The sequence below is a fragment of the Nonomuraea muscovyensis genome (genome assembly GCF_014207745.1).
GTDB classification, from domain to species: domain Bacteria; phylum Actinomycetota; class Actinomycetes; order Streptosporangiales; family Streptosporangiaceae; genus Nonomuraea; species Nonomuraea muscovyensis.
This window is the reverse complement of record NZ_JACHJB010000001.1, coordinates 2870004-2896408: the sequence shown is the minus strand read 5'-3', so window position 1 is coordinate 2896408 and position 26405 is coordinate 2870004. Positions and strand designations below refer to the sequence as shown.

Sequence of the window (26405 nt, the reverse complement as noted above, 5' to 3'; positions counted from 1 at the left end):
GATTGAGCCGCCTTGTACCGGGAAGGTCAGGCTCGGGGCCCCAACAACAGGGGAGGTTGACGTGTCCCTGACACTGAGAAAACGCCGCGTGGCCATTCAGGTTCCCGCCACGTGGATGGACCGGATGAAGGTCCAGGCCGTTAAGACCGGCCAGCGCATGACCCCGATGGCCGGTCAGGCCAGAGCCCAGGCCAGGTTGGCCGCGGGTCAGGCCCGGATCGCCGCCGAGCAGGCGCGGATCGCCGCCGACCAGGCGCGCTTGGCCGCCCACCACCGCATCGAGGATGCCCGCTACTGGGCCGCCCCGATGCTGGAGGAGGCCGCCCATCGGGTGGAGGACCAGCTCGCCCCCAAGGTCAGCTCGATGCTGACGGCGGCAGCCGACCGGATCGACCCGACGCCCGCCAAGTCGCGGCGCTGGCCGATCATGGTCCTGATCACCGGGATCGCTGTGGGCGCAATGGGCTACATGGCTTATCGCCGTAACGCCCAGCAGTGGACCGAGCAGATGAAGGACTCCGCCTCCGACGCGTCCCGCTGGATCAGCGAGACGTCGGACCGCACCGCCGAGTCCACCGACCAGACGACCTCCACGGTGTCCGAGAAGGCGGATGAGGCGTCCCGGAAGATGCAGTGATCCGGAGCGGAGTGCGCCCCCTGGGAACGGGGGCGCACTTTCGCGTCGAGTCTCGGTAGTCTCCCTGTGTGTCACAGCGGTACTACTCAGTCGACCAGGTCGCGGAGCTCCTCGACCTGCACGTGCGGACCGTGCGCTCGTACGTGCGGGACGGCAAGCTGAGGGCGACCCGGATCGGCAAGCAGTATCGGGTCACCCGCGAGGACCTCGAGGCCTTCCTCGGCCGCCCGGTGTCGCCGCCCGCCCCGGCCGGCAGCCACGCCGAGGTCTCGGCCATCGTGCAGGTCGACGCGATCGACCCCGAGGCGACCATGCGCCTGACCAACACGGTCATCGCCGCCACCGTGGGACGGCCGCGAGACGGCGGGCGGCTGCGCGTCGAGACGGTCTACGACGAGGAACGGGCCAGCCTGAAGATCATCGTCGTGGGCGGCCTGACCGGGACGGCCGAGCTGCTCAAGGTCATCGACACCCTGCTCGGGGAGCCCGGTTGACCACCGCCCGCGCCTCCGCCACACCGGTTTCGTCGTCCTCGTCGTGACGGGTGGTGCCGCCGAAGCGGAGCCGGGCGCAGAGCCCGGCACCCCGCCGTACGCCTCCCGGCCGATCGGCCGGGGTTGCCGGAAGGCGTACGGGATGGCCGAGAGGTGCCGGGCCCGTGCTTCGCGGCCGCTGCCGCGGGCCCATGCCTTCGCGGCCGCTGCCGCGCGGCCGGCGGCGCCGGGGGTGCGCCTGCCGGATGCCCCCGTCACCCGTCAGGCGTGCTCGCTACTCGGTCGAGCAGGTGACGGTCTCGGCGTCCGCGGGAACGGGGAGGGCCTTGCCGTCGGCCTTGCCCGCGACGAGCGGCTTGCCGTCGGGCCCGGTGGCGGGCTCGGCCGGCACCGCCCGGACGACCTCGCCCTTCTCCGGCGCCTTCCCGTCCGGAATCTCGACGCGGTGCGCGGAGCCCGCCTCGGCGTCGGCCTCGACGGTGCGGACCACGTCGGCGCCCACGACCGCCTCGGTCGCCGCCACGACGATCTCGCCGTCGGGACCCTTCTCCGCCTTGATGGCCCCGACCCGCTGGGCGAACTCGATGACCTGGCCGTCGCTCGTCTTGCAGACCACCTTGGCCGCCGGCCGCGCCCCCGGGGCGTCGTCGGCCAGCGCCGACCCGCCCAGGCCCGTCAGCACGAGGGCGCCCACCGCGCCCAGGATCGCCATACGCCGCTTGAACATGCGTGTCTCCTTCGTCCGGAAAACGATCTGACGCCCTGAGGCTGGCGTGCCGCACCTGAAGCGATCCTGAAGACAGCCGAAATGATCTTCAGGTTGGCTTTAGGTGGGATGAGACACCCTTGTCAGCGTGCGCGTGCTACTGGTGGAGGACGAACGACGGCTGGCCGAGCTGGTCAAGGGCGGCCTCGCGGGCGAGGGATTCGCGGTGGACGTGGCCCACGACGGGCGCGACGGTCTGTGGATGGCCACGGAGAACCCCTACGACGTGATCGTCCTCGACGTGATGCTGCCCCGGATGAACGGCTACACGGTGTGCGCGCGGCTGCGCGAGTCCGGCAACTGGACGCCGATCATGATGCTCACCGCCAAGGACGGCATCCACGACGAGGCCGAGGCGCTCGACACCGGCGCCGACGACTACCTGACCAAGCCGTTCTCGTACGTGGTGCTGCTGGCCAGGCTCCGCGCCCTCATCCGGCGGGGCGGGCGGGAGCGGCCGGTGTCCATCACGGTGGGCGACCTGGTGCTCGACCCGGCCGGGCTGCGCTGTCGCAGGGGCGAGGTGGACATCTCGCTGACGCCGAAGGAGTTCGCGGTGCTCCACGGGCTCGCGCGGCGGGCCGGGGAGGTGGTGTCCAAGAGCGAGCTGCTGGCCCAGGCGTGGGACTTCAGCTACGACGGCGACCCGAACATCGTCGAGGTCTACATCAGCGCCCTGCGCCGCAAGATCGACCAGCCGTTCGGCCGTTCGACGCTGGTCACGGTACGCGGGGCGGGTTACCGGCTGGAGGCGAGATGAGGATGCGCACCGTGCTCGTGAGCGGGCTGTCGTCGGTGCGGCTGCGCGCCACCATGGCGGCGACGCTCGTGGTGGCGCTCGCGCTGGGCCTGACGGCGGTGGTGCTCGTCATGGCGTTGCGCGGCAGCCTGGAGTCGGCCGCGGGCGCCGAGGCGGCCCGGCGGGCCGTGGCGGCGGTGCCGTACGCGGAGAGTGGCGAGGCCGTCCTGGCGAGCGAACCGTCCAGCACGGTGGCCGAGGTCCTGCCGAGCGACACGATCATCACCCGTACCCGGCCCGCCACACCCTCTCCCGAGGACACGGCGGCGCCGCCCGCCGCGGTCGGCCTGCTGAGCGACGACGTGCCGCGCGGGCAGGCCGTCCCCGCTGCCGACGTCGTGCTGTCCACCGCCGGGGTCCCCATGAAGGTGAGCTGGGCCGAGTCCGGCGACTACGCCGTGGCCACCCTGGACGTCGCGACGAAGACGGGGCAGGCCACGGTGTGGGCGAGGGTGTCGCTGGCGAACGTGGAGCAGGCGCTGGCGACGCTGAACGGCGTGCTCCTTCCGGGCGTGCCCGCGCTGCTGCTCGTGGTGGCCGGGATGACGTGGTTCTCGGTGGGCCGGGCGCTCGCGCCGGTCGCCGCGATCCGGGCCAAGGTCGCCGACATCACGGCCCGCGACCTGCACCAGCGGGTGCCCGTACCCGAATCCGGCGACGAGATCGCCGCGCTGGCCACCACCGTGAACGGCACGCTCGACCGGCTGGAGACGGCCGTGGAACGGCACAAGCGGTTCGTGGCCGACGCCGCGCACGAGTTGCGCAGCCCGATCGCCACCCTGCGGGCCCGGCTGGAGCTGGCCCGGCCGAGCGAGCTTACCCGGGAGGCGCTGGCCGACGTCGAACGCCTGCAGGCCCTGGCCGGTGACCTGCTCCTGCTGGCCAGGCTGGACGCGGGCGAGCCGGTGCGCGCCGACGACCTCGACCTCGGGCAGGTGGCCGCCGAGGAGGCGGTGCGCGCCGGGCGCCGCCCCGAGGTGCGGCTGGAGCTGGACGTCGAGCCGGACGTGGTGGTCCAGGGCTCTCGCGGCCACCTGGCCCGCCTGGTCACCAACCTGGTGGACAACGCCGTACGGCACGCGGCCGCCCGGGTCGAGGTCCGCGTCCGGCACGCGGACGGGCGGGCGGTGCTGGAGGTGTCCGACGACGGCCCGGGGGTGCCGCCGGAGCAGCGGGAGGCGGTGTTCGACCGGTTCACCCGGCTGGACGAGGCGCGGGCCAGGGACGCGGGCGGGGCGGGGCTCGGCCTGCCGATCGCGCGGGACATCGCCACGCTGCACGGCGGCACGCTGGCGGCGGTGGACGGCGGCTTCGTCGCCACCTTCCCGGTCGCCCGCGTCTGCGGGGTCAGGTGAGCTGGGCGTCGAGCTGCAGGAACGCGCGCTCGATCACCTGATGGGTGACGTCCTCGGGGTAGGGGAACGCGTGGACCAGGCCGCGCAGCCCCTCGACGTGCGCCCGCCGGGCCAGGTCGGCCACCTCGGCCAGCTCGGCCCGCTGCTCCTCGGCGAACGCCCGGTCCACGACCCTGCCGTGGCCGGGCACGATCACGTCACCGGTCAGCTCGGCCAGCATGGCCGCGGTCGTCACGGGCCAGTCGATCGGGTAGGAGTCGCTGAACGCCGGCGGCGCCCCCTCCTCGACCAGGTCGCCGGCGAAGACCACACCGGCGTCGGGAACGTGGGTGACGACGTCGTTGCTGCTGTGGCCGAGGCCGAAGTGGCGCAGGTGCACGGTCCGGCCGCCGACGTCGAGCGTGGCGGCCGTGGTGAACGTCTGGTCGGGGGCCGTGATCGACACCTCCTCGACCTCCTTGCGCCGGGCCTCCGGGAGGCGGCCGATGACGGCGGCCCGCTGCTGCTCGCCGTAGTCCTCGATCTCCTCGGCGCACCGGACGTGGCCCCAGATCTCGGCCGGGCGGAACAGCGCGTTGCCGAAGCAGTGGTCGAAGTGGGCGTGGCTGTTGACGACGGTCCACGGGCTGGAGGTGACCGTGCGGATCGCCTCGATCAGGTCGGCGGCCTCGCGGTGGGACATGCGGGTGTCGATCACCAGGCAGTGGTCGTCGCCCACGACCAGGCCGACGTTCAGGTCGAACGACCTGTGCCGCCGTACGTAGACCCGATCGCCGATCTCGCGCCACCGCTCGTTCATGGCCGAGACTTTACCGATCAGCCCCGGAGGTAGGCGAGGACGGCCAGCACCCGCCGGTGGCCGTCGGCGGCCGGCGGCAGGTCGAGCTTGAGGAAGATGCCGGCGATGTGCTTGGCCACGGCCGCCTCGGTGACGAACAGTTCGCGGGCGATCGAGGCGTTCGCCCGTCCCTCCGCGATGAGCGCGAGGACCTCCTGCTCGCGCGGCGTGAGCCGGCCCAGCGGGCCGCGCCGCCGGCTCAGGAGCTGGCGCACCACCTCCGGATCGACGACCGTGCCGCCCCGCGCCACCCGGTCCAGCGCGTCGACGAACTCCTTGACGTCGCCGATGCGGTCCTTGAGCAGGTAGCCGATCCCTGCGCCGCCCCCGGAGTCGAGCAGCTCGGCCGCGTAGGTCTGCTCCACGTACTGGCTGAGCACGAGCACGGCCAGGTCCGGGTGACGTTCGCGCAGCTCCAGGGCGGCGCGCAGCCCTTCGTCGGTGAAACCGGGCGGCATCCGCACGTCGGTCACCACGGCGTCGGGCCGGTGCTCCGCCACCGCGGCGACCAGCGAGGGCGCGTCACCGACCGAGGCGAGCACGGTGTGGCCGAAGCGGTCGAGCAGCCCCGCCAGGCCCTCGCGCAGGAGGACGGCGTCCTCGGCGATCACCACGCGCACGGGATCTCCACTCTCACCCGGGTCGGCCCGCCTGCCGGGCTGGACAGTGACAGTCTCCCGCCGACCGCGGCGAGCCGGTCGGCGAGCCCCGTGAGGCCGGTCCCCCCGGCGGGGTCGGCGCCGCCCCTGCCGTCGTCGTGGATCTCCAGCAGCAACGTCTCGCCCGCGGCCCGGCCGCTCACAGTGGCGCGGCCGGCCTGGCTGTGCTTGGCGACGTTCGCGAGCGCCTCGCTGACCACGTAGTAGGCGGTGACCTCCACGCTCGCGGGCAGCCGGACGGCCAGCGGCAGGTCCACGTCCACCGGCACGGGCGAGCGTCCTGCGAGGTCGCGCACGGCCGCCGGCAGCCCCCGATCGGTGAGCACCTGTGGGTGGACGCCCCTGATCAACTCGCGCAGCTCGGCCAGCGCCTGCTTGGCCTCGTCGTGGGCCAGCCCGACGAGCCGGGCCACCGGCGCGTCGGCGGGCAGGTCGAGCTTGGCCATGCCGAGGCTCATCGTCAGCGCCACCAGCCGCTGCTGGGCGCCGTCGTGCAGGTCGCGCTCGATGCGGCGCCGTTCCAGCTCGAACGCGTCGACCAGGCGGGCGCGTGAGCGCTTCACCTCACGCAGCTCCGACGATTCCGGTGCGAGGATCGCCCGCACCATCCCCGCCCGGGCGCCCGCCCAGGCCGTGACCGTGTACGCGGCGACGGGCAGCAGCAGCACGCCCGCCACCGAGGCCGCGGTCGTCGCGACGGCGTTGCCGGTGGGCTGCACGACCGGCGACAGGACGAGCACGGTGGGCCCGCCGATGGTGACGGCGAGCATCACCAGGTCGATCCACCACAGCGCGAGCATCGTGACCGCGCCCAGGACGGCCTCGCGCCGCCCCCGGCCGGGCGTGACGGGCAGCGGCACGCGGTCCACCAGCCGCAGCCGCCACCTCTCGAACCTGCCCAGCAGCGGCGCCGTCGCCACCAGCACGACGGCGACGGCGACCGCGGCCGCCGTCGCCGCCGCGGCGGACACGACCACCAGGGCCACGGCGACGAGCCCGAGGGCCGTGCCGGCCAGCAGGTACGCCACCGACCGCCATGGCCAGGCCGACCGGAGGAAGGGGATCGGCCGCTGGTTGAGCGCTTCCAGCGCGGTCCCGTTCAGCACGTTCGCGACACTATCCGCGACCCGCCGGGGCGGTCAGTAGTGCTGGGTTTACCATCGCGGGCCCACCTCGTCCCGTCCCGATGAGTTTCCGGGCGCCGGCCGGTCCACCTCGGTGCACACGACGCCCCGGGAGGTCTGTATGAGCACGGTCACGAGCACGGTCACGAGCACGGTCGTCCTGCACATGAGCATGTCGCTGGACGGCTTCGTCGCCGGCCCGCGGGTCAGCGCGGAGCACCCGATGGGCGAGGGCGGCATGCGGCTGCACCGGTGGCTGTTCGCCGAGCGGCCCGACCCGCGCGACCAGGAGGTGGCCGCCGCGGTGTCCGCCTCGGCGGGGGCGGTGGTGCTCGGCCGGCGCACCTTCGAGGTCGGCCTGCCCCACTGGGGCGACACCCCGTACCCCGTGCCGGCCTTCGTGCTCACCCGCCTGGCGCGCGACCCGCTGCCCATGACGAGCGGGACGTTCACCTTCGTCACCACGGGCGCCGAGAGCTGCGTCGAGGCCGCCCGGGCGGCGGCCGGCGGCAAGGACGTGGTCGTGATGGGGGCCGAGACGGGCCGGCGGCTCCTGGCGGCCGGCCTGGTGGACGAGGTGCAGCTCAACCTCGTCCCGGTCGTCCTGGGCGGCGGCGCCCGGCTGCTGGCGGACCTGGAGCCGATGGAACTGGAGCGGGTCGGCGTGGTCGCCTCCGACACGGTCACGCACCTGCGATTCCGGGTCGTGCGGTAGGGCGTGGCGCGCGACCCGGCGCGCCACGGATCCCCACAATGGGAGGGGACCACCTGGCCGCCCGGGTGCGAGCACGCCACCCGTCCCGACAGGAGGAGCACATGCGTTCGGTCCCGGCGATGGCGGCGATCACCGCCCTGCTGCTGGGACCGGCCGCCCCCGCGCAGGCGGCGCCGGCCCCGGGCGAGGCCGGTGACCCGCCGTCCGACTCGTGGAAGCGGCGCACGTCCCTGCTGGTCATGCCGCAGCGCCCGCGCCAGAACAACGTCGTGCGGATCCTCGCGCACTGTCCCACGGCGGCGAACCACGCGCTCATCGGCTCGACCGCGTTCCGGCTGAAGGGCTCGGCGCGGCTGTACCGGGAGGTGGGGCTGGGGCTGTCCGACCGGGGCCTCGGCCGCCGGAGCGTCGCCATCTCCTACTACGCCCCGCTCGGCCACCACGTGGTCCACATGACGTGCGTGAAGGTCACGATCGACAAGCGGACCCGCGTCAGCCACCGCAAGGTGATCAGCCGGTACGCGCTCCCGCTCCAGGTGCGCAGGTTCCGCATCGGGCAGTTCTTCTGAGCCCGCCTGGCCCGCCTGGGCGGAAATCTCCTTGAGTGCCCGGACACCGCCTTGCCAGACTGTACGGCGGAAACCGCGCCCACCTCAGGGGGACCCTGATCGAGATCGCGTGCGACGAGTCCGGCTCCGAGGGCGAGAAGCTCATCGGCGGCAACACGGCCGTGTTCGCACACGCGGGCGTCCACCTGAGCCACGCGGCGGCGGCGAACGGCATCGAGCGCGTCCGCGCCCGCGCGCCGTCTCCGACCACCGAGTACAAGTCGGGCATCATCCGCCGCAGCAAGCACCGCGAGGCGCTGAAGTGGATGCTCGGGCCGGCCGGGCCGCTCCTGGGCAACGCCCACGTGCTGCTGATCGACAAGGCGCTGTTCGCGACCGGCAGGCTCGCCGGCCTGCTCGCGGCGGGCCCCGACCTGGCCGGCTTCCTGCACCGCGAGGGGCCGCGCGCGTTCGGGCCGCAGCGATGGGAGGCGTTCCTGGCCGCCTTCACCGATCTCCTGCGCGGACGCAACGGCCGGGCCCCGGCCACCGACCCCGGCCCCGCCTTCCACCTGCTCGACGCGCTGCTCCTGGCCGCCCCGCCCGGCCGGCTGCACGACGCCCTGGGCGGCCTCCAGCGGGCGAGGGCGGAGGTGGAGGCGCTGCGCGAGCGGCAGCTCGCCGGTGACCGGCCGCCGGCGCTGCCCTCGCTCGACCCGCTCATCCCGGCCATCGCCGGGGCCGTCGCCCACTGGGGCGCGGGCGGCGGGCCGGTGACGATCGTGCACGACCGGCAGACCCTGCTGACCGACGAGCGCATCGCGGGGCTCAAGGAGCTGCTGGGCGCGTCGCTGGCCGGCCTGCGGCTCGTCGACTCCCGTACGGACCCGCGGGTCCAGGTCGCCGACCTGCTGGCCGGAGCCGCCCGCAAGATCGCCGAGGACGAGTTGCACGGCCGGGGCGATCCGGAGCTCACCGCGCTGCTGCGGCCCTACGTCACGCCCGCGTCGATCTGGGCGCCGGCCGGCTAGTCCGGCGGCCGCTCACCGAGCCGGTCGGCGAGCACGCGCCGGACTGTCGGTCCCGGCTGCCAGACTGCAGCCCCATGAACGCTGACATGCGCCTTGACGTGCGACTGAGGGATGTCACCGAGGCCGATCTGGAGATCTTCTTCGAGCAGGAGCAGGATCCCGAGGCGACCCGGCGGTCGCGGTTCGCGCCCCGCGAGCGGGAGCGGTTCATGAAGCACTGGACGACGAAGGTCCTCGGCGACCCGACGGTCCTCGTCCAGACGGTCCTCGTCGCGCAGGCTCCGGCCGGCAACATCGTGAGCTGGTGGGAGCACGACCGGCGCTTCCTCGGCTACTGGTTCGGCCGCGCCTACTGGGGGCGCGGCATCGGCACCCGGGCTCTCACGCTGTTCCTGCGGCAGGAACGGATCCGGCCCCTCCACGCCGACCCGTTCATCGGCAACACGGCCTCCGTGCGGCTGTTGGAGCGGTGCGGCTTCCAGCGGGCCGGCATGCTCACCCACGGTGACGACGAGCACGTCCTGCTCACCCTCGGCTGACCGGGCCGCTCGGCAGAGTCAGAAGAGGGTCAGCGGCTCGGCCGGCAGGGGTTCGGGCAGGGGTTCGAGCTGCGGCAGCAGGGCTCGCACCGCGTCGTGGAAGCGGCGGGCCAGCGGCAGCGCCTCGGCGTTGTCCGGCGTGTGCACGAAGACGGTGGGCGAGCGGCCCTCGCGCAGCCAGCCGGCGACCGTGCCGACCCAGTGCTGCCAGCCCTCGACCGTCCGGTCCACGTCGTCGCGGCCGAGGTAGCGCACGATCGGCCGGTCGGTGAGGGCGGCCGACCGGCGCGGCACTCGCGGCTTCTTCGTCCAGGCGTCCCGTTCGGCGTCCGTGGTCGGCGGGCTCCGGAACAACGTGACGGTGTCGAACGGCACCCACTCGGCGCCGACGCCCGCCAGCACCCTCTCCAGCAGCCGCGCGGCCCGCTCGTCGGCGAAGAACGCCGGGTGGCGGACCTCGACGGCACACCGGTACGAGCCGGGCAGCCGGCGGAGGAAGGCGGCGAGCGTGCCGAGGCCGTCCGGCCCGAAGGAGCCCGGTAGCTGCACCCACAGGGCGTGGATGCGCGGCCCGAGCGGCTCCATCGTCTCCAGGAACGTGCGCAGTTCCTCGTCGGCGCCGGTGAGGCGGCGTTCGTGCGTGATCGGCTTGGGCAGTTTGACCACGAACCGGAAGCCGGGCGGCGTCTGCCGCGCCCACGACTCGACCGAGGCCCTGGCCGGGGTGGCGTAGAACGTCGTGTTGCCCTCCACGGCGTTGCACCAGGTCGCGTAGGCCGCCAGGCGCTCGCCGGGAGGCAGCGGATGCGGCAGGAACCGCCCCTGCCACGGCGTGTGCGTCCACATCGCGCATCCCACATGAAGCCGCATGCCCCCGACGCTACCCAAGAGGCGCCGGACCGACATGCCCGGCTTTACACTCCCATAGAGGAATGATAATGATTTCCATTGCAATAGGAGAGTCGGCCTCGGGGCGGGAGTGTGCGCGTGCGGGATCTGTCCTGGCCGCTGCGCCTGCTGCTGGTCAACCAGTTGGGCGTCAACCTCGGCTTCTTCATGCTGGTGCCCTACCTGGCCACCCATCTGAGCGGCGGGCTCGGCCTGTCGGCCGCGGTGGTGGGGGTGGTGCTGGGGGTCCGCAACCTCAGCCAGCAGGGCCTGGCGATCGTCGGCGGGGCCGCGGCCGACCGGTTCGGCGCCCGCGGGCTGATCATCGCGGGGTGCGGGCTGCGCTCGGCCGGGTTCGGGCTGTTCGCCGTCGCGGAGTCGGCTCCGCCGCTGCTGGCGGCGGCCGTGCTGAGCGGGCTGGCCGGGGCGCTGTTCACGCCGGCGGTGCGCGCGTACGTCGCCGCCGAGGCCGCCGACCGGGTCCGGGCGTTCGCGCTGTTCACCGTCTTCGCCCAGGCCGGCGCCCTGGCCGGGCCGGTGCTCGGCAGCGTGCTGCTCCTCCTGGACTTCCGCGTCGTCGCCGTCGTGGCCGCGCTCGTGTTCGCGGCGCTCACCGCCGCGCAGGCGCTGGCGCTGCCCGCGCGGGCCGTGACCGCGGGCGGCGGCCCGATCGCGGACCGCCTGCGCGCGGGCCTGCGCGACCGCTCCTTCCTCGCCTTCGCCGGCGCCGCGAGCGGCATGTACGTGCTGCAGAGCCAGCTCTACCTGGTCCTGCCGATGGAGGCCGACCGGCAGAGCGGGCACCCGGCGGCCGTGGCGGCGATCTTCCTGGTCTCCACCGTGGCGACGCTGCTGCTGCAGGTGCCGCTCACCCGGCTCTTCGAGGGGCGCGGCGCGGCGGTCCCGATCGGGCTGGCCGTGATGGGCCTCGGCTTCGCCCCGCTCGTCGTGACCCGCCCGGCGGAGCCCGGACCGGCCGGGCCGGTGGCCGTCCTGGTGGCCACGCTCGCCCTGGCCGCCGGTGTGGCGATCGCCCAGCCGTTCGTGCTGGCGCTCATCCCGGCCTTCGCCCCGGACGGCCTGGCCGGCACGTACTTCGGCCTGTTCTCGCTCGTCTCCGGCGTCGCCGCGGCCGCGGGCAACGCGCTCATCGGCTGGTCCGGCGCCGCCGGCCCGTTGGTGTGCGTGGCCGTCGGACTCCTCTGCGCGCTGTTGTCCACCCGGTTGTCCACTCGATGGAAAGGCACCACCCGATGATCGACCACCCCAGCCGCCGGGGATTCCTCGGTCTCACCGCCGGGCTGACGGCCGCCGCGCTCACCGGCTGCGCCGCCCGGCCGACCACCGGCTCCACCTCGACGGGGGGCAGGCTGCGCGCCGCCTTCGCGGGAGGCGGCGCGACGGAGGTCCTCGACCCGCACCTGGCGAACCTGTTCGTCGAGGCCGCCAGGTCCAAGGCCATGTTCGACAAGCTCGCCGACCTGGGCGCCGACGTGTCGCCCCGGCCCAGGCTCGCGGAGCGGTGGGAGCCCTCCGCCGACCTGCGGCGCTGGCGCGTCACCCTGCGGCAGGCCTCCTTCCACGACGGGCGTCCCGTCCGCGCCCGCGACGTGCTGGCCAGTTACGCCCGCATCCTCGACCCCAAGCGGACCTTCCGCGCGAAGTCCAGCCTCGCGGTGATCGACCTGGCGAACAGCCGCGCGGTGGACGAGCGCACCGTGGAGTTCGCGCTGAAGCGGCCGTTCGTGGAGTTCCCGAACGTCCTGGCCGCGTTCGGCGCCTACATCGTCCCGGAGGGGGCCGAGGACTTCACCAAGCCCGTCGGCTCCGGCCCCTTCTCCTTCGTGTCGTTCCAGCCGGGCCGCTCGGTGCTGCTCAAGCGCAACCCCGGCTACTGGGACGGCCCGCCGTACCTGGACGAGCTGGAGTTCGTCATCGCGAACGAGGAGTCCGCCCGGGTCAACGCGCTGCTCGGCGGCCAGGTGGAGTACGCCCACGACCTCACGCCCACCACCGCCAGGCAGCACGGCTCTCGCGTCACCATGGTCCGCTCGCCCAACAGCGGCACCCAGGCGTTCGCCATGAAGGTGGACCGCCCGCCGTTCGACGATCCCGCCCTGCGCGAGGCGATGTTCCTGCTGGCCGACCGGCGGCAGCTCGTCGACACGGTCATGCCGGGCGCCGGCCAGGTCGGCAACGACCTGTTCGGCAAGGGCTACCAGTACTACGCCGACGACATCCCGCAGCGGGTGCCCGACCTGGACAAGGCCCGGGCGCTGATCAGGAAGGCCGGGGCCGAGGGGCTCACCGTGCAGATCACCACCTCGAACGCGGCTGCCGGCTTCGTCGAGTCCGCCAGCGTCCTCGCCGACCAGATCCGGCGGGCCGGGCTGAAGGCCGAGGTCGTGACCGGCAACAAGGACACCTACTGGGCCGACATCCTCACCCGGGGCTCGCTGGTCAGCTTCCGATCCGGCTCGATGCCGATCGAGACGCACATCGCGCAGCGGCTGCTGTCCACCTCCACGACGAACGCCACCCGATGGGCCAGGCCGGAGTTCGACGCGCTCTACGACAAGGCGGTCTCCACCGCCGACGAGGCCGCCCGCCGGCAGACGTACCACCGCATGCAGGAGATGCTGCACGCCGAGGGCGGGCTGCTGGTGTGGGGGTTCGCCGACTGGATCGTCGGCACGGCCGCGAACGTCACCGGCGTGTCGAGCGCGCCCGCCAACACCCTCGACTGGGCCCGCTTCGACAAGGTCCGCCTCGGGTGAGCCTGCCCCGCTACGCCGCGCGGCGGCTGCTGCTCGGCCTCGGCCAGGTGGTGGCCGTCGCCGCCGCGGTGTTCCTGCTGGTCGAGGCGCTGCCGGGCGACGCCGCCGTCTCGCTGGCCGGCGACAACCCCGACCCGGCGCGCATCGCGCAGATCCGTGCCACGCTGGGGCTGGACCGGCCGCCGCTGGAGCGCCTGCTCGACTGGCTCGCCGGGCTGGCACGCCTGGACCTGGGCGTCTCCATCGTCTCCGGCCGGCCGGTGGCGGGCATCCTGCTCGACGGGCTGGAACCCACCCTGGTCCTGGCCGGTCTCACGCTGCTGGTCCTGCTGCCGCTCGCGGTGCTGGCGGGTGTGGCCGCGGCCGTCCGCGAGGGCCGCGCGCTGGACCGGGCGCTCACCTCGGTGAGCGTCGCGCTGTACGCGATCCCGGAGTTCGCCCTGGCCATCGTGCTGATCGCGGTGTTCGGGGTGGGCCTGGGCTGGCTGCCGCCCACCGCCGTCGGCGTGCCGGGCCTGCTCGCCGAGCCCGCGGTGCTGGTGCTCCCCCTGGTCGTGCTGCTGGCCCGGCCGATCTGCTCGATCAGCCGGCTGGTCCGCGCCGGGATGATCGACGCGCTGCGCTCCGACTACGTGCGGCACGCGCTCCGGCTCGGCCTCCCGGTCCCCCGCGTACGGCTGGCGCACGCGCTGCCCAACGCGCTGGCCCCGGCCGTCCAGCAGGTCGCCCGGACCACCGACTGGCTGCTCGGCGGGGTGATCGTGGTGGAGGCGGTCTTCGTCATCCCCGGCCTCGGCACGACGCTGACCGGGGCCGTCGACGGCCGTGACCTGCCGGTCGTGCAGGGGCTGGCGCTGGTGTTCGCGACCACGACCGTGCTGGTGAACCTCGTCGCCGACCTGGCGGCCTTCCGGCTGGCGCCGCGCGCATGAGGCGGCTGCCGCCGGTGATCCCGGCGCACCGGCTGCTCCTGGCGGTCCCGCTGCTCGTCGCGCTGGCCGGCCCGTTCTTCGTGCCGGACGAGCTCACCCGTGGGGTGGCGTTCTCCGGCGCCGGCCCGCTCGGCACCGACTTCGTCGGCCGCGACACCTGGCACCAGGTCCTGCTGGGCGGCCGGAGCCTCGTGCTCGTCGCGCTGCTGGCCACCGCGGGCGCCTACCTGGTCGGCGTCCCCTGGGGCGTCGCCGCCGCGATGACCCGCCGGCGCGTGCTCGACGAGCTGCTCATGCGCCCGCTCGACCTGCTGCTCGCGGTGCCGTCGCTGCTCCTGCTCATCCTGCTGGCCACCGTCGCGCCCCGGGGCGCGTGGAGCCTGGCGCCGATCGTCATGCTGATCAACCTGCCCGACGTGGCCCGGGTCTCCAGGGCGGCCGCCCTGGAGATCGCCGCCCGCCCCGCGCTGGAGGCGATGCGCCTGCAGGGCGAGAGCCGCCGGCGCATCGCGGTCCGGTACGTGGGCCGCTCGATGCTCCGGACGCTCGCCGCCGACCTCGGCACCCGCCTGACCGGGGCGCTCTACCTGGTGGCGGCGGCCAGCTTCCTCGGCATCGGCGTCCCGCCCGACGCCGCCGACTGGGCCGTCATGGTGGACCGCAACCGGGCCGGGCTGTTCCTGCAGCCGTGGGCCGTGGTCGTGCCCGCGCTGCTGATCGTGGCGCTGTCGGTCGGGCTCAACCTCACCTTCGACCGTGCGCTGCGCCGGGGAGGCCGTACATGATCGACGTCATCGACCTGCGCGCCGGGCCGATCCTGCACGGCGTGAGCTTCCACCTGCCCGCCGGGCAGGTCCTCGCCCTGGTCGGCGGGTCCGGCAGCGGCAAGACCACCACCGGGCTCGCGCTCCTCGGCGAGCACCCGCCGGGCGTCGAGGTGACCGGCACGGTCCGCGTCGCCGGGCATCCCGTCGGTCCCGGCCGCCCGCCCGCGCCCGGGACCGTGGGGTTCGTCCCGCAGCATCCGTCCGCCGTGCTCAATCCCGTGCGGCGGATCGGTGCAGTGCTGCGGGAGATCGCCGCCCGGCACGGCACGTCCGTGGAGCCGGCGCTGCGCCGCGCCAGCCTGCCCGCCGACCGGGCCTTCCTGCGGCGCTACCCGCACCAGCTCTCCGGCGGCCAGCAGCAACGGCTCGTGGTGGCCCAGGCCCTGCTCGGCGAGCCGTCGGTCATCGTCGCCGACGAGCCCACCACCGGCCAGGACCCCCTCACCCGCGACGAGGTGGTCGGCGAGCTGGCGAAACTCGTCCGGCAGGGCATCTCGATCGTCCTGCTCAGCCACGACCTCGACGTCGTCCGCGCGCTGGCCGACCACGTCGTCGTCCTGCGCGAGGGCCGCGTCGTCGAGGCCGGACCGGCCGCGTCCGTGCTGGACGAGCCCCGCGACGACTACACGCGGTCCCTCGTCGCCGCCCGGCCGCGCCTGGACGAGGCCACCGAACGGGACCTCGCCCCGGCCGCCCGGCTGGAGGTCACCGACCTGGTCGCCCGGCACGGCGGCCGCGTCGCCCTGCACGGGGTGTCGCTGCGCGCCGCCGCCGGCGAGTGCCTGGCCGTCGTCGGCCGTTCCGGCAGCGGCAAGACCACCCTCGCCCGTTGCCTCGCCGGGCTGCACACCCCCGACTCCGGCTCCGTCCGGCTCGACGGCCGCGCGCTGGCCCCGTCGCTGCGCCGCCGCTCCAGGGCCGACCTGGCCGCGGTGCAGTACGTCTTCCAGGACGCCCGCGCCTCGTTCGACCCGCACGGCACCGTCCTCGACCAGGTCTCCCGCACCGCCGTACGGCTGCGCGGCATGAGCCCCGGCCAGGCGACGGCCGCCGCCCTGGAGACGCTCGCCGAGGTGGACCTGCCGCCCGGCACCGCACGGCGGCGGCCCGGCGAGCTGTCCGGCGGCGAACTGCAGCGCGCCGCCCTCGCCCGCGCCCTGCTCGCCGAGCCCGACGTGCTGATCTGCGACGAGATCACCTCCGGGCTCGACACCCTCACCCAGGCCACCGTCCTCGACCACCTCCGGCGCCTCGCCCGGCGCCGCGGCCTCACCCTCGTCGTGATCAGCCACGACCTGGGCGTGGTGGCCAGGCTCGCCGACCACGTCGCCGTCGTGGCCGACGGCCGGCTGGCCGACCACGGCCCGGCCGCGCAGGTGCTGCGCCGTACCGTACTCACCGCTCGAGAAGAGGAACCCCAGCCATGACCGCCACCACCTCGACCGACCGTTACGCGCTGCGCCCGGCCGAGGCCGCCGACCTCGACGGCGCCCGCAGCGTCATGCTCGACGCCTTCTACCACGACCTCGGCTACGGCTACCGGCCCGAGTGGCACGCCGACGTCATCGACCTGGAGGGCGCCTACCTGCGCCAACCCCGGCACGCACTGTTCGTGGCCGCCCACGACGGGCAGGTCGTGGCCACCACCGGGGTCCGCGCCGTAGCGCCCAAGAGCCCGCCGCACCCGGCCTGGCTCGCCGAACGTTACCCCGAGCCCGGCACCGCCCAGCTCTACCGCGTCTACGTCCGCCCCGGCCACCGCCGCCGCGGGCTGGCCAGGCGGCTGGTCGGCCTGGCCCGCGACTTCGTCGCCGCCACACCCGGCTACGAACGCCTCTACCTGCACACCGACACCCGGGTGCCAGGGGCGGAGGAGTTCTGGCGCTCCCTGGCCACCCTCGTGCACGACGACCGCGACGCGAACCCGGCCACCTTCCAGACGGTCCACTTCGAGATTCCGCTCCGGCGCGGCGCCGCCGCGTAGGGTCGGGATCATGAGATACCCCGACCCGCTCCGGCCCGGTGACCGGGTCGGCGTCACCGCCCCGTCCAGCGGCGTGCCCGAGCACCTGCGCGATCGTCTCCTGGCCGCGATCCGCACGGTGGAGGAGCGCGGCTACGAGGTGGTCGTCGGCGCCTGCATGGACGACGCCGGCCACGTCAGCGCCCCCGCGCCCGACCGGGCCCGCGAGCTGACGGACCTGCTCACCGACCCGCGCATCAGGGCCGTCGTGCCGCCGTGGGGCGGCGAGACCGCGATCGACCTGCTGCCCCTGCTCGACTGGGAGGCCCTGCGCCGGGCCGACCCGACCTGGGTGGTGGGCTACTCCGACCTGTCCACGATCATCACACCGCTGACCGTGCTCACCGGCGTCGCCACCGTCCACGGCAACAACCTGATGGACACCCCCTACCGCGCGCCCGAAGGGCTGCTCACCTGGCTCGACATCGTCACGATGGAGCCGGGAACGGAGTTCCGCCAGACCCCGCCGAACCGCTACCGGGCACAGGGCAGGGACGACTACCAGACCACCCCGAAGGTGACCGAGTTCACGCTCGACACGCCGGGCCGCTGGACACGGCTGGACGGTGACGGTGACGTGGCGGTCGAAGGCCGGCTGATCGGCGGCTGCGTCGAGACCCTGTGCAACCTCACCGGCACCCCGTACGGCGACATCGCCTCCTTCGCCCGCGCAGCGGCGCCCGAAGGGTTGATCGTCTACGTGGAGGCCGACGCGGCCGACGCGGCGACCATCTGCCGGCACCTGCACGGGATGCGCCTGGCCGGGTTCTTCACCGGCGCGAACGCCGTCCTCGTCGGCCGCACCCGGGCACCGGGCCTCGCCACGCTCACCCAGCACGAGGCGGTCCTCGACGCCCTCGGCGGCCTCGGGGTGCCCATCATCGCCGACGTCGAGTGCGGCCACGTGCCGCCGTACCTGCCCCTGGTGAACGGCGCCCTCGGCCGCGTGGTGCTCACCGGGCAGCGCGCCGAGCTCACCCAGACCCTGGTCTAGGGACGTTCAGGAGTGGGTGGCGCGGATCTCCGTCACGGTGAACTCGTCGACGATGTGCCGGTTCTGCACCAGGAAGCCCACCACGCCCGCCACCGCCTCCGCGCCCAGGGCGGCTCTCACCTGCGCGCTCAGCAGGTAGACGAGCGGGGTCGAGGGCTGGGTGAGCGCCAGGTCGCGGTCGTGGCGGTGCACGTCCTGCAACGCCCTGATGGGGATCGGCCGCTCGGTGGTGAACCACGCCGCGACCTCCCACAGCGGCAGCGCCGGATCGACCTCGGCCGAGGCGTGGTAGCAGGTGACGCAGCCGTGCCCGGCGTGCTGCCCGTGCGGGCAGGTCCACTGGGCGATGTCGGCCAGGCTCTGGTCGCGGGCGCCGAGCAGCGCCGCCTCGGTGACGCGGCGGCGCGCCGGCCGTGCCCGGTCCTCCCAGGGAGAGAAAGAGTCGCTGCTGATGATCGGATCCCTTCGTGGCTGCGTCCCGACATCTCGGAGCCTAGCCTCGTCACCCGGCCGGCACCGTTCCGAGCGCCCGGAGTCGCTGCGATCCCCGCTCAGCAGGTGCGGAGCATGTTGAGCAGGGCCACCCGCTCCTTTCGGGTGACGAAGAGCCGGTAGTGGTGCTTCACGGTGATCCATGAGGTCGCGTAGCGGCACCAGTAGGCCCGCCGCGGCGGACGCCAGCTCTGCGGGCCCTGGCCGCCCTTGGCGATGTTCGCGGAGTGGCTGACCGTTATCAGCTCGGGGCGGGTCAGGTCGTTGGCGAAGGCGCGCCGTCGCGCCGCGCTCCACCTGCCGGCGCCCGACCGCCAGGCGTACGCCAGCGGCACGAGATGGTCGACGTCCACCTGCTTCTCGCTCTTCAGCCACCTGCCGTCGTAGGGGCTGTACCAGAGGCCCTTCACCGGATGGCAGGCCGCGTTCCTGCGCACGCGCCGCCCGTCGCGAGCCAGGACCACCTCGCGCGCGTCGCACCTGCCCCTGTGGTGCGCCCACCGGGGCTGGAACCGCTTGCGGCTGTAGCCGCGGATCGACAGGGCCCTGGCGACCTTCAGCTGGGCCAGCAGGTGCCGGGCCCGCGCCCCGGCCTCGGCCTGCGATCGCTTGCGCGGCTCGGCCGCCGCCGCCACCGGCGAGGCGGTGGTGACTGCGGTGATCGGGAGGACCGAGAGCGTGAGCACGGCGACGTGGACCGTCCGCCTCAAGAAGATCATGCTTCCACCCATACCAGCAATCCGCCGGCGGCGTCAGGCTCGCGGATGCCACGAAACCCGCACGGCGCCCGCTTCCCGGACCTAGACTCCCCGCCCATGACACACCTGGACGAACAAGGCCGCCCCGAACCCCCGTTCGCCGCCGACGAGACCGCGACCCTCCTGGGCTTCCTGGAGTACCAGCGCGCGACCCTCGAGTGGAAGTGCGCCGGACTGGACACGGCGGGCCTGCGCGCGACCGTCGGCGCCTCGTCGATGACCCTGGGCGGGATGCTCAAGCACCTGGCCTTCGTCGAGGAGTCCTGGTTCTCCGAGTGGCTGCACGGGCGCGACCGGCAGCCCCCGTGGGACACGGTGGACTGGAAGGCCGACCCCGACTGGGACTGGCACTCGGCAGCCGACGACTCCCCCGAGCGACTGCGCACGCTCTGGCAGGACGCCGTGGCCCGCTCGCGCTCCCTGGTCGTGGAGGCGCTGGCCGAAGGCGGCCTGGACCGGCCGGCCCGGCGCGGCTGGCCCGACGGCCAGGCGCCCAGCCTGCGCTGGATCCTGGTGCACATGATCGAGGAGTACGCCCGGCACAACGGCCACGCCGACCTCATCAGGGAGTCGGTGGACGGTCTCACCGGGGAGTAGGCGCCGGGGCCGCACCGGGCTCGCCTGCGCCTACCGGCGGCGTACGGAGAGGCCGGCGAAGATCGCGACGAGCACCGGCAGTCCGCAAGCCAGGGCGGCGATCGTCGTCCACGGGGTGTCGAAGCCCGCCCTCGGCACCACCTCCCAGTCACCGGTGGCGGCCGTCAGCGGCCACGCCAGCGACAGGCCGACGGCGCACCCGGCCACCGCGCCCAGCACCGTTCCGCAGGCGGCGCCGAGTCCGGCACGGCTCGCGGCGAACCACCGCAGGCTCGCGGTCGAGCCGCCGCGGACCCGGAGCAGCACCCGTCCCGCCCGGCCGCCGGCGGCCGTCCCGCCGGTGGCGGCCACCGCGCCGGCGAGGGCAACGGCCAGGGCCGCCCCGACGAACACCCGCCAGCCGGTCGGAGGCTGGAACCCCTGCTCCAGGTAGACGTCCGCGACGTCGTCCAGATCGTCCTCGAGCCGCTCCCGCTCGCTCTCCGAGGTCCGGTGAAGGGAAGGGTCGATGATCAGCTCCTCGGGCTCCAGGTGGTAGCCCAGATCGCGGACGACCTTCGCGGGGAGGAAGATGCCCTGCGTGTGCGGAGCGGCGGGTGCGGCGGCGATCGCCGGGATGGTCTTGGTCGCCGACGGCCCGCCGTGCTCGGAGAGGTCGTACTCGATCGTCACCTTGTCGACGGCCACGTGGTCGGACGTGACCACCACGGCCGTGCCCTCGTCGTAGGGGGTCGACGGGTCGCCCGTGAGGTAGCGGAGCAGTGCCCGGTCACCGATGATCTCAGCCGGATGGACCTGCTCCAGATCCGGCAGGTCCACGTTCTCGACGTCCGGACGGAAGATTCCGTATTCGCGCTGCCGGAAGCTCTGGGCGACCGGCGCTCCCGATAGCCCACGCCGGACTGCCGCCCACACGGCCGCCGCGTCCTCCGCCGTGAAGGTGTTCACCACAAGGGCGCCGGACCGGGCCCGAGGGTGGTACTCCGCCCTGTGCTGCGCGGTCAGGGCGACTGCGCAGATCATGACCGCGATCGCGAGTGCCGTCGCGTTCGTCGTCGTGGCCAGCGCGGGAGCGGTCCGGGCACGATCGTCGGCCAGGTCGCGCACCGCCAGGCGCATCGGCAGCGGCAGCCGCCCGGTCCGCCGCCCGAGAACCTCCAGTATCCAGGAGGTCAGCGGGCCCAGACCGAGGAGAACCAGGTGCCCACCCAGTAGAGCCGCCAGGGTGATCGCGAAGAAGCCGAAGCCGTCGTAGGAGGCGTCTTCGTGAGTGGACCACGCGCCGAACGCCAACGCGACACCGCCGATCGCCGCCGGAACCGCTCCCCGCACCAGGTGGTGCCGATACCCGCGCGTACTCCGGCCGGGTGGGCCCGAACAGGCCGCGAGCAGTACCGAGCCGCACACGAATGCCGCTGGAACGCCCAGGAACATGACGAGCAGCGTCGCCTCACCCACGGCGAAGATCGTGTCGGACATGGACAGATGGTACGCAGCGCCGGACGATGTGCCCGCGAGAACGGGGATGTCACCTTGTGACGTCAAAGGCCACCTCCCATGCCGGAAAGTGGCCTTTGACACCGTGTGCGGCCGAGACGGACGTCGTTGGAGGGACACGCTCCCTCAACGACCGACCATCACGTCAGCCGCAGTGTTCGAAGGGGCTGGTGTACGAGCTGCTGCCGACCGAGCCGCCCCACTTGACGCACTGTCCGGCCGCGGAGCGCTGGACGGGCCCCGCGTAGTAGGCGTAGCTGCCCGAGTCGGTCGTCCTGCTCTGCCCCTGCGGCTCCAGGAAGGCCGACACCGCCGACGGCGAGCCGAGGTTCGTCGTCTTCAGCGTCACGACGCAGTTGTTGCCGTTACCCGAGTTGTAGAGCAGGTACGTGCGGCCGCCGGTGAGGCCGGCCGAGTCGATGACCCCGTAGCCGCTGCCACAGACCTCCTCAGGGGTGTAGGGGTTGCCGCCGCACGCGTTGGTGCTGGTGATGGCCTTCTTCTGGCCCAGGGACACGGTCACGCCGTCCACGGTGGGGCTGGTGTCCACCGCACCGCCGGAGGTCCGCTGCTCGTAGTGCAGGTGCGGAGCGGTGGAGCCGCCCGTCGAGCCGACGGTGCCGATCGCGGTGCCCTGGCTGACGCTCATCGAGCCGCCGGCCGACCTCACCATCGTCGCGAGGTGGGCATAGCGGGTCGTGGTGCCGTCACCGTGACGGATCTCCACCCACTTGCCGTAGCTCGTGCTTCCCCGGTCGTAGAAGTACGCGGTGCCCGAAGCGGTGGCGCGCACGGTCTCACCGTTGATGTCGTCGCCGCCGTAGTCCTGCCAGTCGATGGAACCCGAGGGGCTGTGGCCGGGGTACCAGTTGTTGGCGTTGAAGGTCTTCCCGCAGTTGAACGGGCTCTTGTGGGCGGCCAGGACGCCGACGTCCTGCGCCGAGGCCGCCTGGGGAAGCAGCGCCGCCGCGAGGGCGACCACCAGGGCGAGAGTCGCGGATCTGAGGCTCATCGGCCGGACCGGCCTGCTGGTTGTGGGCATGCTCACCTCTTTGAACGGGGGGTGTATGAGGGATACGGCTGGGTGCCCAGTTCCTTCGATGTCGAGGAGCCCGTGGCGACGGCGAACGTCGACGGCATGGTGATCGAACTCGGCGGAGAGGAGGGAGGGGAGAGTGCCGCCAGGAAGCGTTTCGACATCTCACCGCCCAGGGGGAGGGCGGATTGATCGTGAACATATCTCCGAAAGTTCTCTTCATCAATCCCTGATGGCGTGAAATTTTCCGGCTCGCCCACCACCCCGTCGCGGCCGGGGCCGAAGCCCGCGGGAGCGGGTAAACGCCGGAGAAACACGCCCTCGTGTTGGCTGCCCTCACGTCTGCCGTGATCACCGCGGCGGCGCGACATCGCGAGCACGACGTGAGGAGCCCCGGCATGACCGCTCAAGACGATCTCCATGCCCCCGACCGGCGCGCGTTCCTGCGGCGGACGGGCCTGACCGTGGCCGCGAGCGCGATCCTTCCCCTGCTGGAGTCCTCCCCCAGCGCGGCCTCCACCGCCGCGGACGACGACCCCGACCAGTTGTTCAAGCAGGGCAGGTTCGCCGCGGCCGAACGCGGCTACCGCCGTCTCCTCCGCAGGGACCCGCGTGACGCGCACGCCTGGGCCCAGGCCGGCTACATCGCCCTGCTGTCCAACCGCTTCGCCGACACGGAGAAGCGCCTGTCCAAGGCGCTCGCCCTGCGACCCGGCGACGCCGCCTCGACGCAGCGGCTGGCCGAGTCCTACGTCCGGCAAGACCAGTTCGCCCGTGCCGTCCCGCTGCTGAAGAGCACCGAACGGCCCCGCGACAAGACCCTCGCCGAGCTCTACTCCCACATCAGCGGAACGCCGTGGCAGATCCACGGGCCGCAGAGCACACACGTTCCCTTCGTCACCCTGGATCCCGTACCCGCCGTGGAGGCCGTCCTGAACGGCGGCGAACCCGAGAAGTTCTGGCTCGACACCTACGCGACGCTCGACCTGTCGAAGGAGGCCGCCGAGAAGGCGGGGCTGCGCGCGGTGACCAGCATGTCCGGAGGCGTCGCCAACAACCAGCCGATCACCATATGGCTGGGCGTCCTGAACTCGTTCAAGATCGGGAACATCGAGATCCGCAACATTCCCGTGCAATGGAGCGACGCGAAGCGGCCGCCCCTCCCCGACGGGACACCGGCGGCGGGCGCCTTCGGCACGACGATCTTCTACCACTTCCTGACCACCATGAACTACGCCGGCCGGGCCCTGACACTGCGGCGCAAGACCAAGGCCGCGCCCCGGACGCACGCCGCCGGCCGGCTGCCGCTGTGGCTGGCCGGCGACCACTACCCCTGCACGCTGGGCAGCCTCGGCGACTACGGGCCACGGATGGTCACCGTCGACACCGGCGGCATCGGCAAGGGCCTCGACACGACGGTGGAGATCGCCGAACGGGTGGGCATGACGGTGGACTACGACCACCCGATCGAACATGCCGGCAACAAGCTCTATCCGATCACGGCCGAGCGGATCAGCCTCGGCAGAGCGGTCAGGCGCGACATCCGCGGCCACGCGGTCGAGAAGGTCTTCCCCGGATTCCCGGGCCCGGGCCAGTCCGTCCCGTTCGGCTTCGACCTGATCGCCAACTTCACCCACGAGTTCTTCAAGCCGTACGCCATCACCTTCGACTACACCGACATGCACCTGTCCATCACGCGCGGGTGAGCGACCCGCGCATTCGTGGCCGTCAAATACAGGCCTGACCTGCGGGCTTAACGGAGTGGCGCGTCACATGGCGTTTTAGGTGATCTCCGTAGCGGTTTACCGTGCCTTCCCGTACCCTTGTCCGGAACGCAAACGATCTACAAATCGGGGAGCTTCAGTATGAAGAAAGCAGGCTTCAAGGCGTGGGCCGTGGCCTCGGGTGCCGCACTCCTGCTGGTTTCTGGAGCAGGCAGCGCAAATGCGCAGACCGCACAGACTGTGAGCTGCTTCACGAAGGTGGACGGGGGCAGGACGATAACGGGAAACCCCTGGGTCAAGGTAAAGAACAACTGCGCCTGGGGGTACAAGGTCAAGGCGGTGTGGAAGTACGGGCCCGACAGCACCTGCAAGCTGCTTTCGGAGGGCCAGACGAGGAGGTACGAGTCCACCCCTCCCGCTGTCTATCAGAGAACCGAAATCTGCTGAAGTCGCGACGCCAAGGTGACGATGTGACGCTGCGGCTTACCGCGCGACCGCTGTAGCCATGGTCTGAAAGAGCCCCCAGGCATCTCGCCCTTGGGCTTTTTGTCTCCCCTTCCCATCGGCGTTGTCGGTTCGGCCCCTGACCAGCGAATACGGCGAGTCCGCCACCGTCCCACCCAGCGACCCAGGCGTCACGGAACAGGAGGCGAGCAGGCACGGCGACTTTGAGGAAGGCGTGCAATGGGCGGGCCGTGAGCAATGAGCAGTGTACGTACGACGAAAACTCGGGTAGACCCGAGACGAGAAAGAGGAAGAAGCTCGCCGGGAGCACCGGAACTGCGCCGACGAACATGCGGGGACGACACCGCCTCACCCGGCGAGAAGCACTCGTCGATAGACGTCCGGATTTCGTCTTCGATCACCTCCGTCTACTGATCGGAGAGCCGCCTGCCATTACCGAGGCGCGCCGGCACGTGTTCGCGGAACACGGGGCGTCCATCGTCATAGAACGGCGCGTCCGGGCCTAATCCGTGAGGCGGCTGAACCTCGATGTAAGAGGTCCCTGTGCGAGGCGTACCGACGACCGACTTTCCACGCGGCCGTAGAAGTCACAGATCAAAGGGACGGACAATGGCCACGTCGCCACCGGGCGATTCACAATGGTCCGTCAAACCGCTGCACCGACAGCGTGAGCGTCACGGTTGTCCGAGAACGGCTTTCACCTCATCGACGCTCCCGTACGGCCAGCCAGGCCGCGGTCGCCCATGGTGCCAGCACGATCGCGAGGCAGCCGAGCGCGTACCAGAATCGCCACGAGCCCGGTCCGGCGGCCAGCCCCGCGGCGGCCCATTGCCAGAGCCCTGCGAGCACCGGCAGAGTGAAGAGGCCGATCCAGGTCGCGACCACGAGCACCCCGGCCAGCCAGAGCCAGCGGAACCAGCGCCCCGCCCGCAGGTCACGCGGGTCGGCGGCGGCCAGCTCGGCCGCCTCCGCGGCGCTGAGTTCTCGCAAGCCGGTGCCGAACCTGCCGACGGCGGCGCCGAACCGCCCGAAGGCCCGCCTGCGGAGCAGCGACTGCACGCGCCACAGATCCTTGCAGCCCAGCCAGGTGATCAGCACCCCGTAGAGATCGGTCCGCAGGAAGATCATGCACTGCCAGGCGATCTGGAAGACCAGCACGTACGTCAGCGCCGCCAGGACGGGCACATCCGTCGTCAGCCGCAGCGCGAAGGTGATCCCCAGCAGCAGCGAGTCGAGCGCGAGCCCGGCCAGGAGCGGGCCGTACCGCCGGCGTCTGGGTACGGACCACAACTGCGACAGATCGGTCTCGAAGACCACGAACACCATCCGCCGGTCCACGCCGAACCGGGCCGGGATCCCGAGCGCGCGAGCCGCCAGCCAGTGCCAGCATTCGTGCAGCGCCGCCACGGCGAGGAACATCGGGTAGAGCAGGACGGCGCTGAGCCCCACGTCGGCGAAGAAGACATCGCGCCCCGGGTCGGGCCGCAACCCGGGGACGAGGATCAGCACACCCAGGTCGAAGGCGGCGGCGAGCCCGTACACGGTCCAGGCGGCCCGGCCGAACAGCGGTGCGGCCCATTCCCGCCGGACGCCGAACAGCCAGCGCCTGCCCTGGACCGGTGCGGTCGGCACGGGAGCGCGTTCTCCGTCGTCGACGAATCCCAGCTCACGCAGCGCCTCCACGAACGCGGGCACGTCGACGGGCTCTCCGGCGTACTCCTCGGCCCTCCTGGCCGTCTCCGCCATGTCGGCGCCGTCCCGCAGAGCGGCGATCACCACGCCGCCGACCGGTGGGATGGCGATGAACGTGCCCGTCGCCGGGTCGCCGAGGAGCACCTCGTCGCCCTCGTCCACCAGGCTCAGGGGGCGCAGCCGTACCGTCACGATCCG

General features: G+C 72.8%; 29 protein-coding genes. 18 read left to right on the top strand and 11 right to left on the bottom strand.

Features of this window, described 5'->3' with window-relative positions:
* Positions 1 to 88 precede the first annotated feature (88 nt).
* Positions 89 to 637 carry a hypothetical protein gene (locus FHU36_RS13740; RefSeq protein WP_185084085.1) on the top strand — a complete coding sequence of 183 codons (549 nt, stop codon included), beginning with the start codon at positions 89 to 91 and terminating at the stop codon, positions 635 to 637.
* A gap of 68 nt (positions 638 to 705) precedes the next feature.
* Positions 706 to 1131, top strand: coding sequence for a helix-turn-helix domain-containing protein (locus FHU36_RS13735; protein ID WP_185084084.1), 426 nt, complete (start codon positions 706 to 708; stop codon positions 1129 to 1131).
* Between the two features lie 274 nt (positions 1132 to 1405).
* Here the strand turns inward: FHU36_RS13735 and FHU36_RS13730 are convergent, their stop codons facing one another.
* Positions 1406 to 1858 (bottom strand): hypothetical protein, encoded by a 453-nt coding sequence (locus FHU36_RS13730; protein ID WP_185084083.1) that lies wholly within the window; start codon positions 1856 to 1858, stop codon positions 1406 to 1408.
* 127 nt (positions 1859 to 1985) lie between these two features.
* Here FHU36_RS13730 and FHU36_RS13725 point away from each other — a divergent pair, with 127 nt between their 5' ends.
* Positions 1986 to 2657, top strand: coding sequence for a response regulator transcription factor (locus FHU36_RS13725; RefSeq protein ID WP_185084082.1), 672 nt, complete (start codon positions 1986 to 1988; stop codon positions 2655 to 2657).
* Complete coding sequence (locus FHU36_RS13720) at positions 2654 to 4051, top strand: sensor histidine kinase (protein ID WP_246502036.1); 1398 nt, start codon at positions 2654 to 2656, stop codon at positions 4049 to 4051. The genes FHU36_RS13725 and FHU36_RS13720 overlap by 4 nt, the downstream gene beginning before the upstream one ends.
* Here FHU36_RS13720 and FHU36_RS13715 read toward each other — a convergent pair.
* From FHU36_RS13715 to FHU36_RS13705, 3 genes are read right to left on the bottom strand one after another with little or no spacing between them, the layout of a single operon-like run.
* Positions 4044 to 4850 carry an MBL fold metallo-hydrolase gene (locus FHU36_RS13715; RefSeq protein ID WP_185084081.1) on the bottom strand — a complete coding sequence of 269 codons (807 nt, stop codon included), beginning with the start codon at positions 4848 to 4850 and terminating at the stop codon, positions 4044 to 4046. The two genes, FHU36_RS13720 and FHU36_RS13715, sit on opposite strands and share 8 nt — an antisense overlap.
* Positions 4851 to 4867: 17 nt before the next feature.
* Positions 4868 to 5509, bottom strand: a complete 642-nt coding sequence (locus FHU36_RS13710) for a response regulator (RefSeq protein ID WP_312891569.1) — start codon at positions 5507 to 5509, stop codon at positions 4868 to 4870.
* Positions 5497 to 6654 (bottom strand): sensor histidine kinase, encoded by a 1158-nt coding sequence (locus FHU36_RS13705; protein WP_312891568.1) that lies wholly within the window; start codon positions 6652 to 6654, stop codon positions 5497 to 5499. The genes FHU36_RS13710 and FHU36_RS13705 overlap by 13 nt, the downstream gene beginning before the upstream one ends.
* Before the next feature lie 139 nt (positions 6655 to 6793).
* On the opposite strand from FHU36_RS13705, the gene FHU36_RS13700 reads away from it, so the two are divergent.
* From FHU36_RS13700 to FHU36_RS13685, 4 genes are all read left to right on the top strand, one after another.
* Positions 6794 to 7387 (top strand): dihydrofolate reductase family protein, encoded by a 594-nt coding sequence (locus FHU36_RS13700; protein WP_185084080.1) that lies wholly within the window; start codon positions 6794 to 6796, stop codon positions 7385 to 7387.
* 101 nt (positions 7388 to 7488) lie between these two features.
* A complete protein-coding gene (locus FHU36_RS13695; protein ID WP_185084079.1) occupies positions 7489 to 7956 on the top strand; it encodes a hypothetical protein in 468 nt (155 codons plus the stop codon).
* A gap of 35 nt (positions 7957 to 7991) precedes the next feature.
* The gene (locus tag FHU36_RS13690; protein WP_312891567.1) at positions 7992 to 8966 is read left to right on the top strand and encodes a hypothetical protein; all 975 of its coding nucleotides are present in this window, start codon (positions 7992 to 7994) and stop codon (positions 8964 to 8966) included.
* A 74-nt stretch (positions 8967 to 9040) separates the two neighbouring features.
* Positions 9041 to 9505: a GNAT family N-acetyltransferase gene (locus FHU36_RS13685; RefSeq protein WP_246502035.1), complete on the top strand. Its 465-nt coding sequence runs from the start codon at positions 9041 to 9043 to the stop codon at positions 9503 to 9505.
* A gap of 18 nt (positions 9506 to 9523) precedes the next feature.
* Here the strand turns inward: FHU36_RS13685 and FHU36_RS13680 are convergent, their stop codons facing one another.
* A complete protein-coding gene (locus tag FHU36_RS13680; protein ID WP_185084078.1) occupies positions 9524 to 10375 on the bottom strand; it encodes a DUF72 domain-containing protein in 852 nt (283 codons plus the stop codon).
* A gap of 117 nt (positions 10376 to 10492) precedes the next feature.
* On the opposite strand from FHU36_RS13680, the gene FHU36_RS13675 reads away from it, so the two are divergent.
* From FHU36_RS13675 to FHU36_RS13645, 7 genes are read left to right on the top strand one after another with little or no spacing between them, the layout of a single operon-like run.
* Complete coding sequence (locus FHU36_RS13675; protein WP_221495872.1) at positions 10493 to 11650, top strand: MFS transporter; 1158 nt, start codon at positions 10493 to 10495, stop codon at positions 11648 to 11650.
* On the top strand, positions 11647 to 13170 hold the full coding sequence (locus FHU36_RS13670) for an ABC transporter substrate-binding protein (RefSeq protein WP_185084077.1): 1524 nt from the start codon (positions 11647 to 11649) through the stop codon (positions 13168 to 13170). The genes FHU36_RS13675 and FHU36_RS13670 overlap by 4 nt, the downstream gene beginning before the upstream one ends.
* Positions 13167 to 14102, top strand: a complete 936-nt coding sequence (locus FHU36_RS13665; RefSeq protein WP_185084076.1) for an ABC transporter permease — start codon at positions 13167 to 13169, stop codon at positions 14100 to 14102. The genes FHU36_RS13670 and FHU36_RS13665 overlap by 4 nt, the downstream gene beginning before the upstream one ends.
* Positions 14099 to 14887, top strand: coding sequence for an ABC transporter permease (locus FHU36_RS13660; protein ID WP_185084075.1), 789 nt, complete (start codon positions 14099 to 14101; stop codon positions 14885 to 14887). Before FHU36_RS13665 ends, FHU36_RS13660 begins: the two co-directional genes overlap by 4 nt.
* A complete protein-coding gene (locus FHU36_RS13655) occupies positions 14884 to 16356 on the top strand; it encodes an ABC transporter ATP-binding protein (protein WP_185084074.1) in 1473 nt (490 codons plus the stop codon). Before FHU36_RS13660 ends, FHU36_RS13655 begins: the two co-directional genes overlap by 4 nt.
* Positions 16353 to 16913: a GNAT family N-acetyltransferase gene (locus FHU36_RS13650; protein WP_185084073.1), complete on the top strand. Its 561-nt coding sequence runs from the start codon at positions 16353 to 16355 to the stop codon at positions 16911 to 16913. The genes FHU36_RS13655 and FHU36_RS13650 overlap by 4 nt, the downstream gene beginning before the upstream one ends.
* Before the next feature lie 10 nt (positions 16914 to 16923).
* A complete protein-coding gene (locus FHU36_RS13645; protein ID WP_185084072.1) occupies positions 16924 to 17946 on the top strand; it encodes a S66 family peptidase in 1023 nt (340 codons plus the stop codon).
* A gap of 6 nt (positions 17947 to 17952) precedes the next feature.
* Here the strand turns inward: FHU36_RS13645 and FHU36_RS13640 are convergent, their stop codons facing one another.
* On the bottom strand, positions 17953 to 18582 hold the full coding sequence (locus tag FHU36_RS13640; RefSeq protein ID WP_185084071.1) for a hypothetical protein: 630 nt from the start codon (positions 18580 to 18582) through the stop codon (positions 17953 to 17955).
* Complete coding sequence (locus FHU36_RS13635) at positions 18498 to 19157, bottom strand: HNH endonuclease family protein (protein ID WP_185084070.1); 660 nt, start codon at positions 19155 to 19157, stop codon at positions 18498 to 18500. The genes FHU36_RS13640 and FHU36_RS13635 overlap by 85 nt, the downstream gene beginning before the upstream one ends.
* Before the next feature lie 96 nt (positions 19158 to 19253).
* Between FHU36_RS13635 and FHU36_RS13630 the strand changes: the two genes are divergently transcribed.
* Positions 19254 to 19793, top strand: a complete 540-nt coding sequence (locus tag FHU36_RS13630; protein ID WP_185084069.1) for a DinB family protein — start codon at positions 19254 to 19256, stop codon at positions 19791 to 19793.
* 30 nt (positions 19794 to 19823) lie between these two features.
* Here FHU36_RS13630 and FHU36_RS13625 read toward each other — a convergent pair whose 3' ends face one another.
* From FHU36_RS13625 to FHU36_RS13615, 3 genes are all read right to left on the bottom strand, one after another.
* Positions 19824 to 21272 (bottom strand): hypothetical protein, encoded by a 1449-nt coding sequence (locus FHU36_RS13625; protein WP_185084068.1) that lies wholly within the window; start codon positions 21270 to 21272, stop codon positions 19824 to 19826.
* A 163-nt stretch (positions 21273 to 21435) separates the two neighbouring features.
* On the bottom strand, positions 21436 to 22332 hold the full coding sequence (locus tag FHU36_RS13620; protein ID WP_221495871.1) for a M23 family metallopeptidase: 897 nt from the start codon (positions 22330 to 22332) through the stop codon (positions 21436 to 21438).
* Between the two features lie 2 nt (positions 22333 to 22334).
* On the bottom strand, positions 22335 to 22748 hold the full coding sequence (locus FHU36_RS13615) for a hypothetical protein (RefSeq protein ID WP_185084067.1): 414 nt from the start codon (positions 22746 to 22748) through the stop codon (positions 22335 to 22337).
* Here FHU36_RS13615 and FHU36_RS13610 point away from each other — a divergent pair.
* Positions 22725 to 24032: a retropepsin-like aspartic protease gene (locus FHU36_RS13610; RefSeq protein ID WP_185084066.1), complete on the top strand. Its 1308-nt coding sequence runs from the start codon at positions 22725 to 22727 to the stop codon at positions 24030 to 24032. The two genes, FHU36_RS13615 and FHU36_RS13610, sit on opposite strands and share 24 nt — an antisense overlap.
* A 159-nt stretch (positions 24033 to 24191) precedes the next feature.
* Positions 24192 to 24497: an alpha-amylase inhibitor gene (locus FHU36_RS13605; RefSeq protein ID WP_185084065.1), complete on the top strand. Its 306-nt coding sequence runs from the start codon at positions 24192 to 24194 to the stop codon at positions 24495 to 24497.
* 720 nt (positions 24498 to 25217) lie between these two features.
* On the opposite strand, the gene FHU36_RS13600 is transcribed toward FHU36_RS13605, so the two are convergent.
* Positions 25218 to 26399: a hypothetical protein gene (locus FHU36_RS13600; protein WP_312891566.1), complete on the bottom strand. Its 1182-nt coding sequence runs from the start codon at positions 26397 to 26399 to the stop codon at positions 25218 to 25220.
* Positions 26400 to 26405: the final 6 nt, after the last annotated feature.

Excerpts from the sequence above, each read along its gene's own strand:
- FHU36_RS13730 (WP_185084083.1), bottom strand. The coding sequence starts at position 1,858 with ATGTTCAAGCGGCGTATGGCGATCCTGGGCGCGGTGGGCGCCCTCGTG.
- FHU36_RS13720 (WP_246502036.1), top strand. The coding sequence starts at position 2,654 with ATGAGGATGCGCACCGTGCTCGTGAGCGGGCTGTCGTCGGTGCGGCTG.
- FHU36_RS13715 (WP_185084081.1), bottom strand. The coding sequence starts at position 4,850 with ATGAACGAGCGGTGGCGCGAGATCGGCGATCGGGTCTACGTACGGCGG.
- FHU36_RS13700 (WP_185084080.1), top strand. The coding sequence starts at position 6,794 with ATGAGCACGGTCACGAGCACGGTCACGAGCACGGTCGTCCTGCACATG.
- FHU36_RS13695 (WP_185084079.1), top strand. The coding sequence starts at position 7,489 with ATGCGTTCGGTCCCGGCGATGGCGGCGATCACCGCCCTGCTGCTGGGA.
- FHU36_RS13685 (WP_246502035.1), top strand. The coding sequence starts at position 9,041 with ATGAACGCTGACATGCGCCTTGACGTGCGACTGAGGGATGTCACCGAG.
- FHU36_RS13680 (WP_185084078.1), bottom strand. The coding sequence starts at position 10,375 with ATGCGGCTTCATGTGGGATGCGCGATGTGGACGCACACGCCGTGGCAG.
- FHU36_RS13670 (WP_185084077.1), top strand. The coding sequence starts at position 11,647 with ATGATCGACCACCCCAGCCGCCGGGGATTCCTCGGTCTCACCGCCGGG.
- FHU36_RS13660 (WP_185084075.1), top strand. The coding sequence starts at position 14,099 with ATGAGGCGGCTGCCGCCGGTGATCCCGGCGCACCGGCTGCTCCTGGCG.
- FHU36_RS13655 (WP_185084074.1), top strand. The coding sequence starts at position 14,884 with ATGATCGACGTCATCGACCTGCGCGCCGGGCCGATCCTGCACGGCGTG.
- FHU36_RS13650 (WP_185084073.1), top strand. The coding sequence starts at position 16,353 with ATGACCGCCACCACCTCGACCGACCGTTACGCGCTGCGCCCGGCCGAG.
- FHU36_RS13645 (WP_185084072.1), top strand. The coding sequence starts at position 16,924 with ATGAGATACCCCGACCCGCTCCGGCCCGGTGACCGGGTCGGCGTCACC.
- FHU36_RS13640 (WP_185084071.1), bottom strand. The coding sequence starts at position 18,582 with ATGGATCACCGTGAAGCACCACTACCGGCTCTTCGTCACCCGAAAGGA.
- FHU36_RS13635 (WP_185084070.1), bottom strand. The coding sequence starts at position 19,157 with ATGATCTTCTTGAGGCGGACGGTCCACGTCGCCGTGCTCACGCTCTCG.
- FHU36_RS13630 (WP_185084069.1), top strand. The coding sequence starts at position 19,254 with ATGACACACCTGGACGAACAAGGCCGCCCCGAACCCCCGTTCGCCGCC.
- FHU36_RS13625 (WP_185084068.1), bottom strand. The coding sequence starts at position 21,272 with ATGTCCGACACGATCTTCGCCGTGGGTGAGGCGACGCTGCTCGTCATG.
- FHU36_RS13620 (WP_221495871.1), bottom strand. The coding sequence starts at position 22,332 with ATGCCCACAACCAGCAGGCCGGTCCGGCCGATGAGCCTCAGATCCGCG.
- FHU36_RS13610 (WP_185084066.1), top strand. The coding sequence starts at position 22,725 with ATGACCGCTCAAGACGATCTCCATGCCCCCGACCGGCGCGCGTTCCTG.
- FHU36_RS13615 (WP_185084067.1), bottom strand. The coding sequence starts at position 22,748 with ATGGAGATCGTCTTGAGCGGTCATGCCGGGGCTCCTCACGTCGTGCTC.
- FHU36_RS13605 (WP_185084065.1), top strand. The coding sequence starts at position 24,192 with ATGAAGAAAGCAGGCTTCAAGGCGTGGGCCGTGGCCTCGGGTGCCGCA.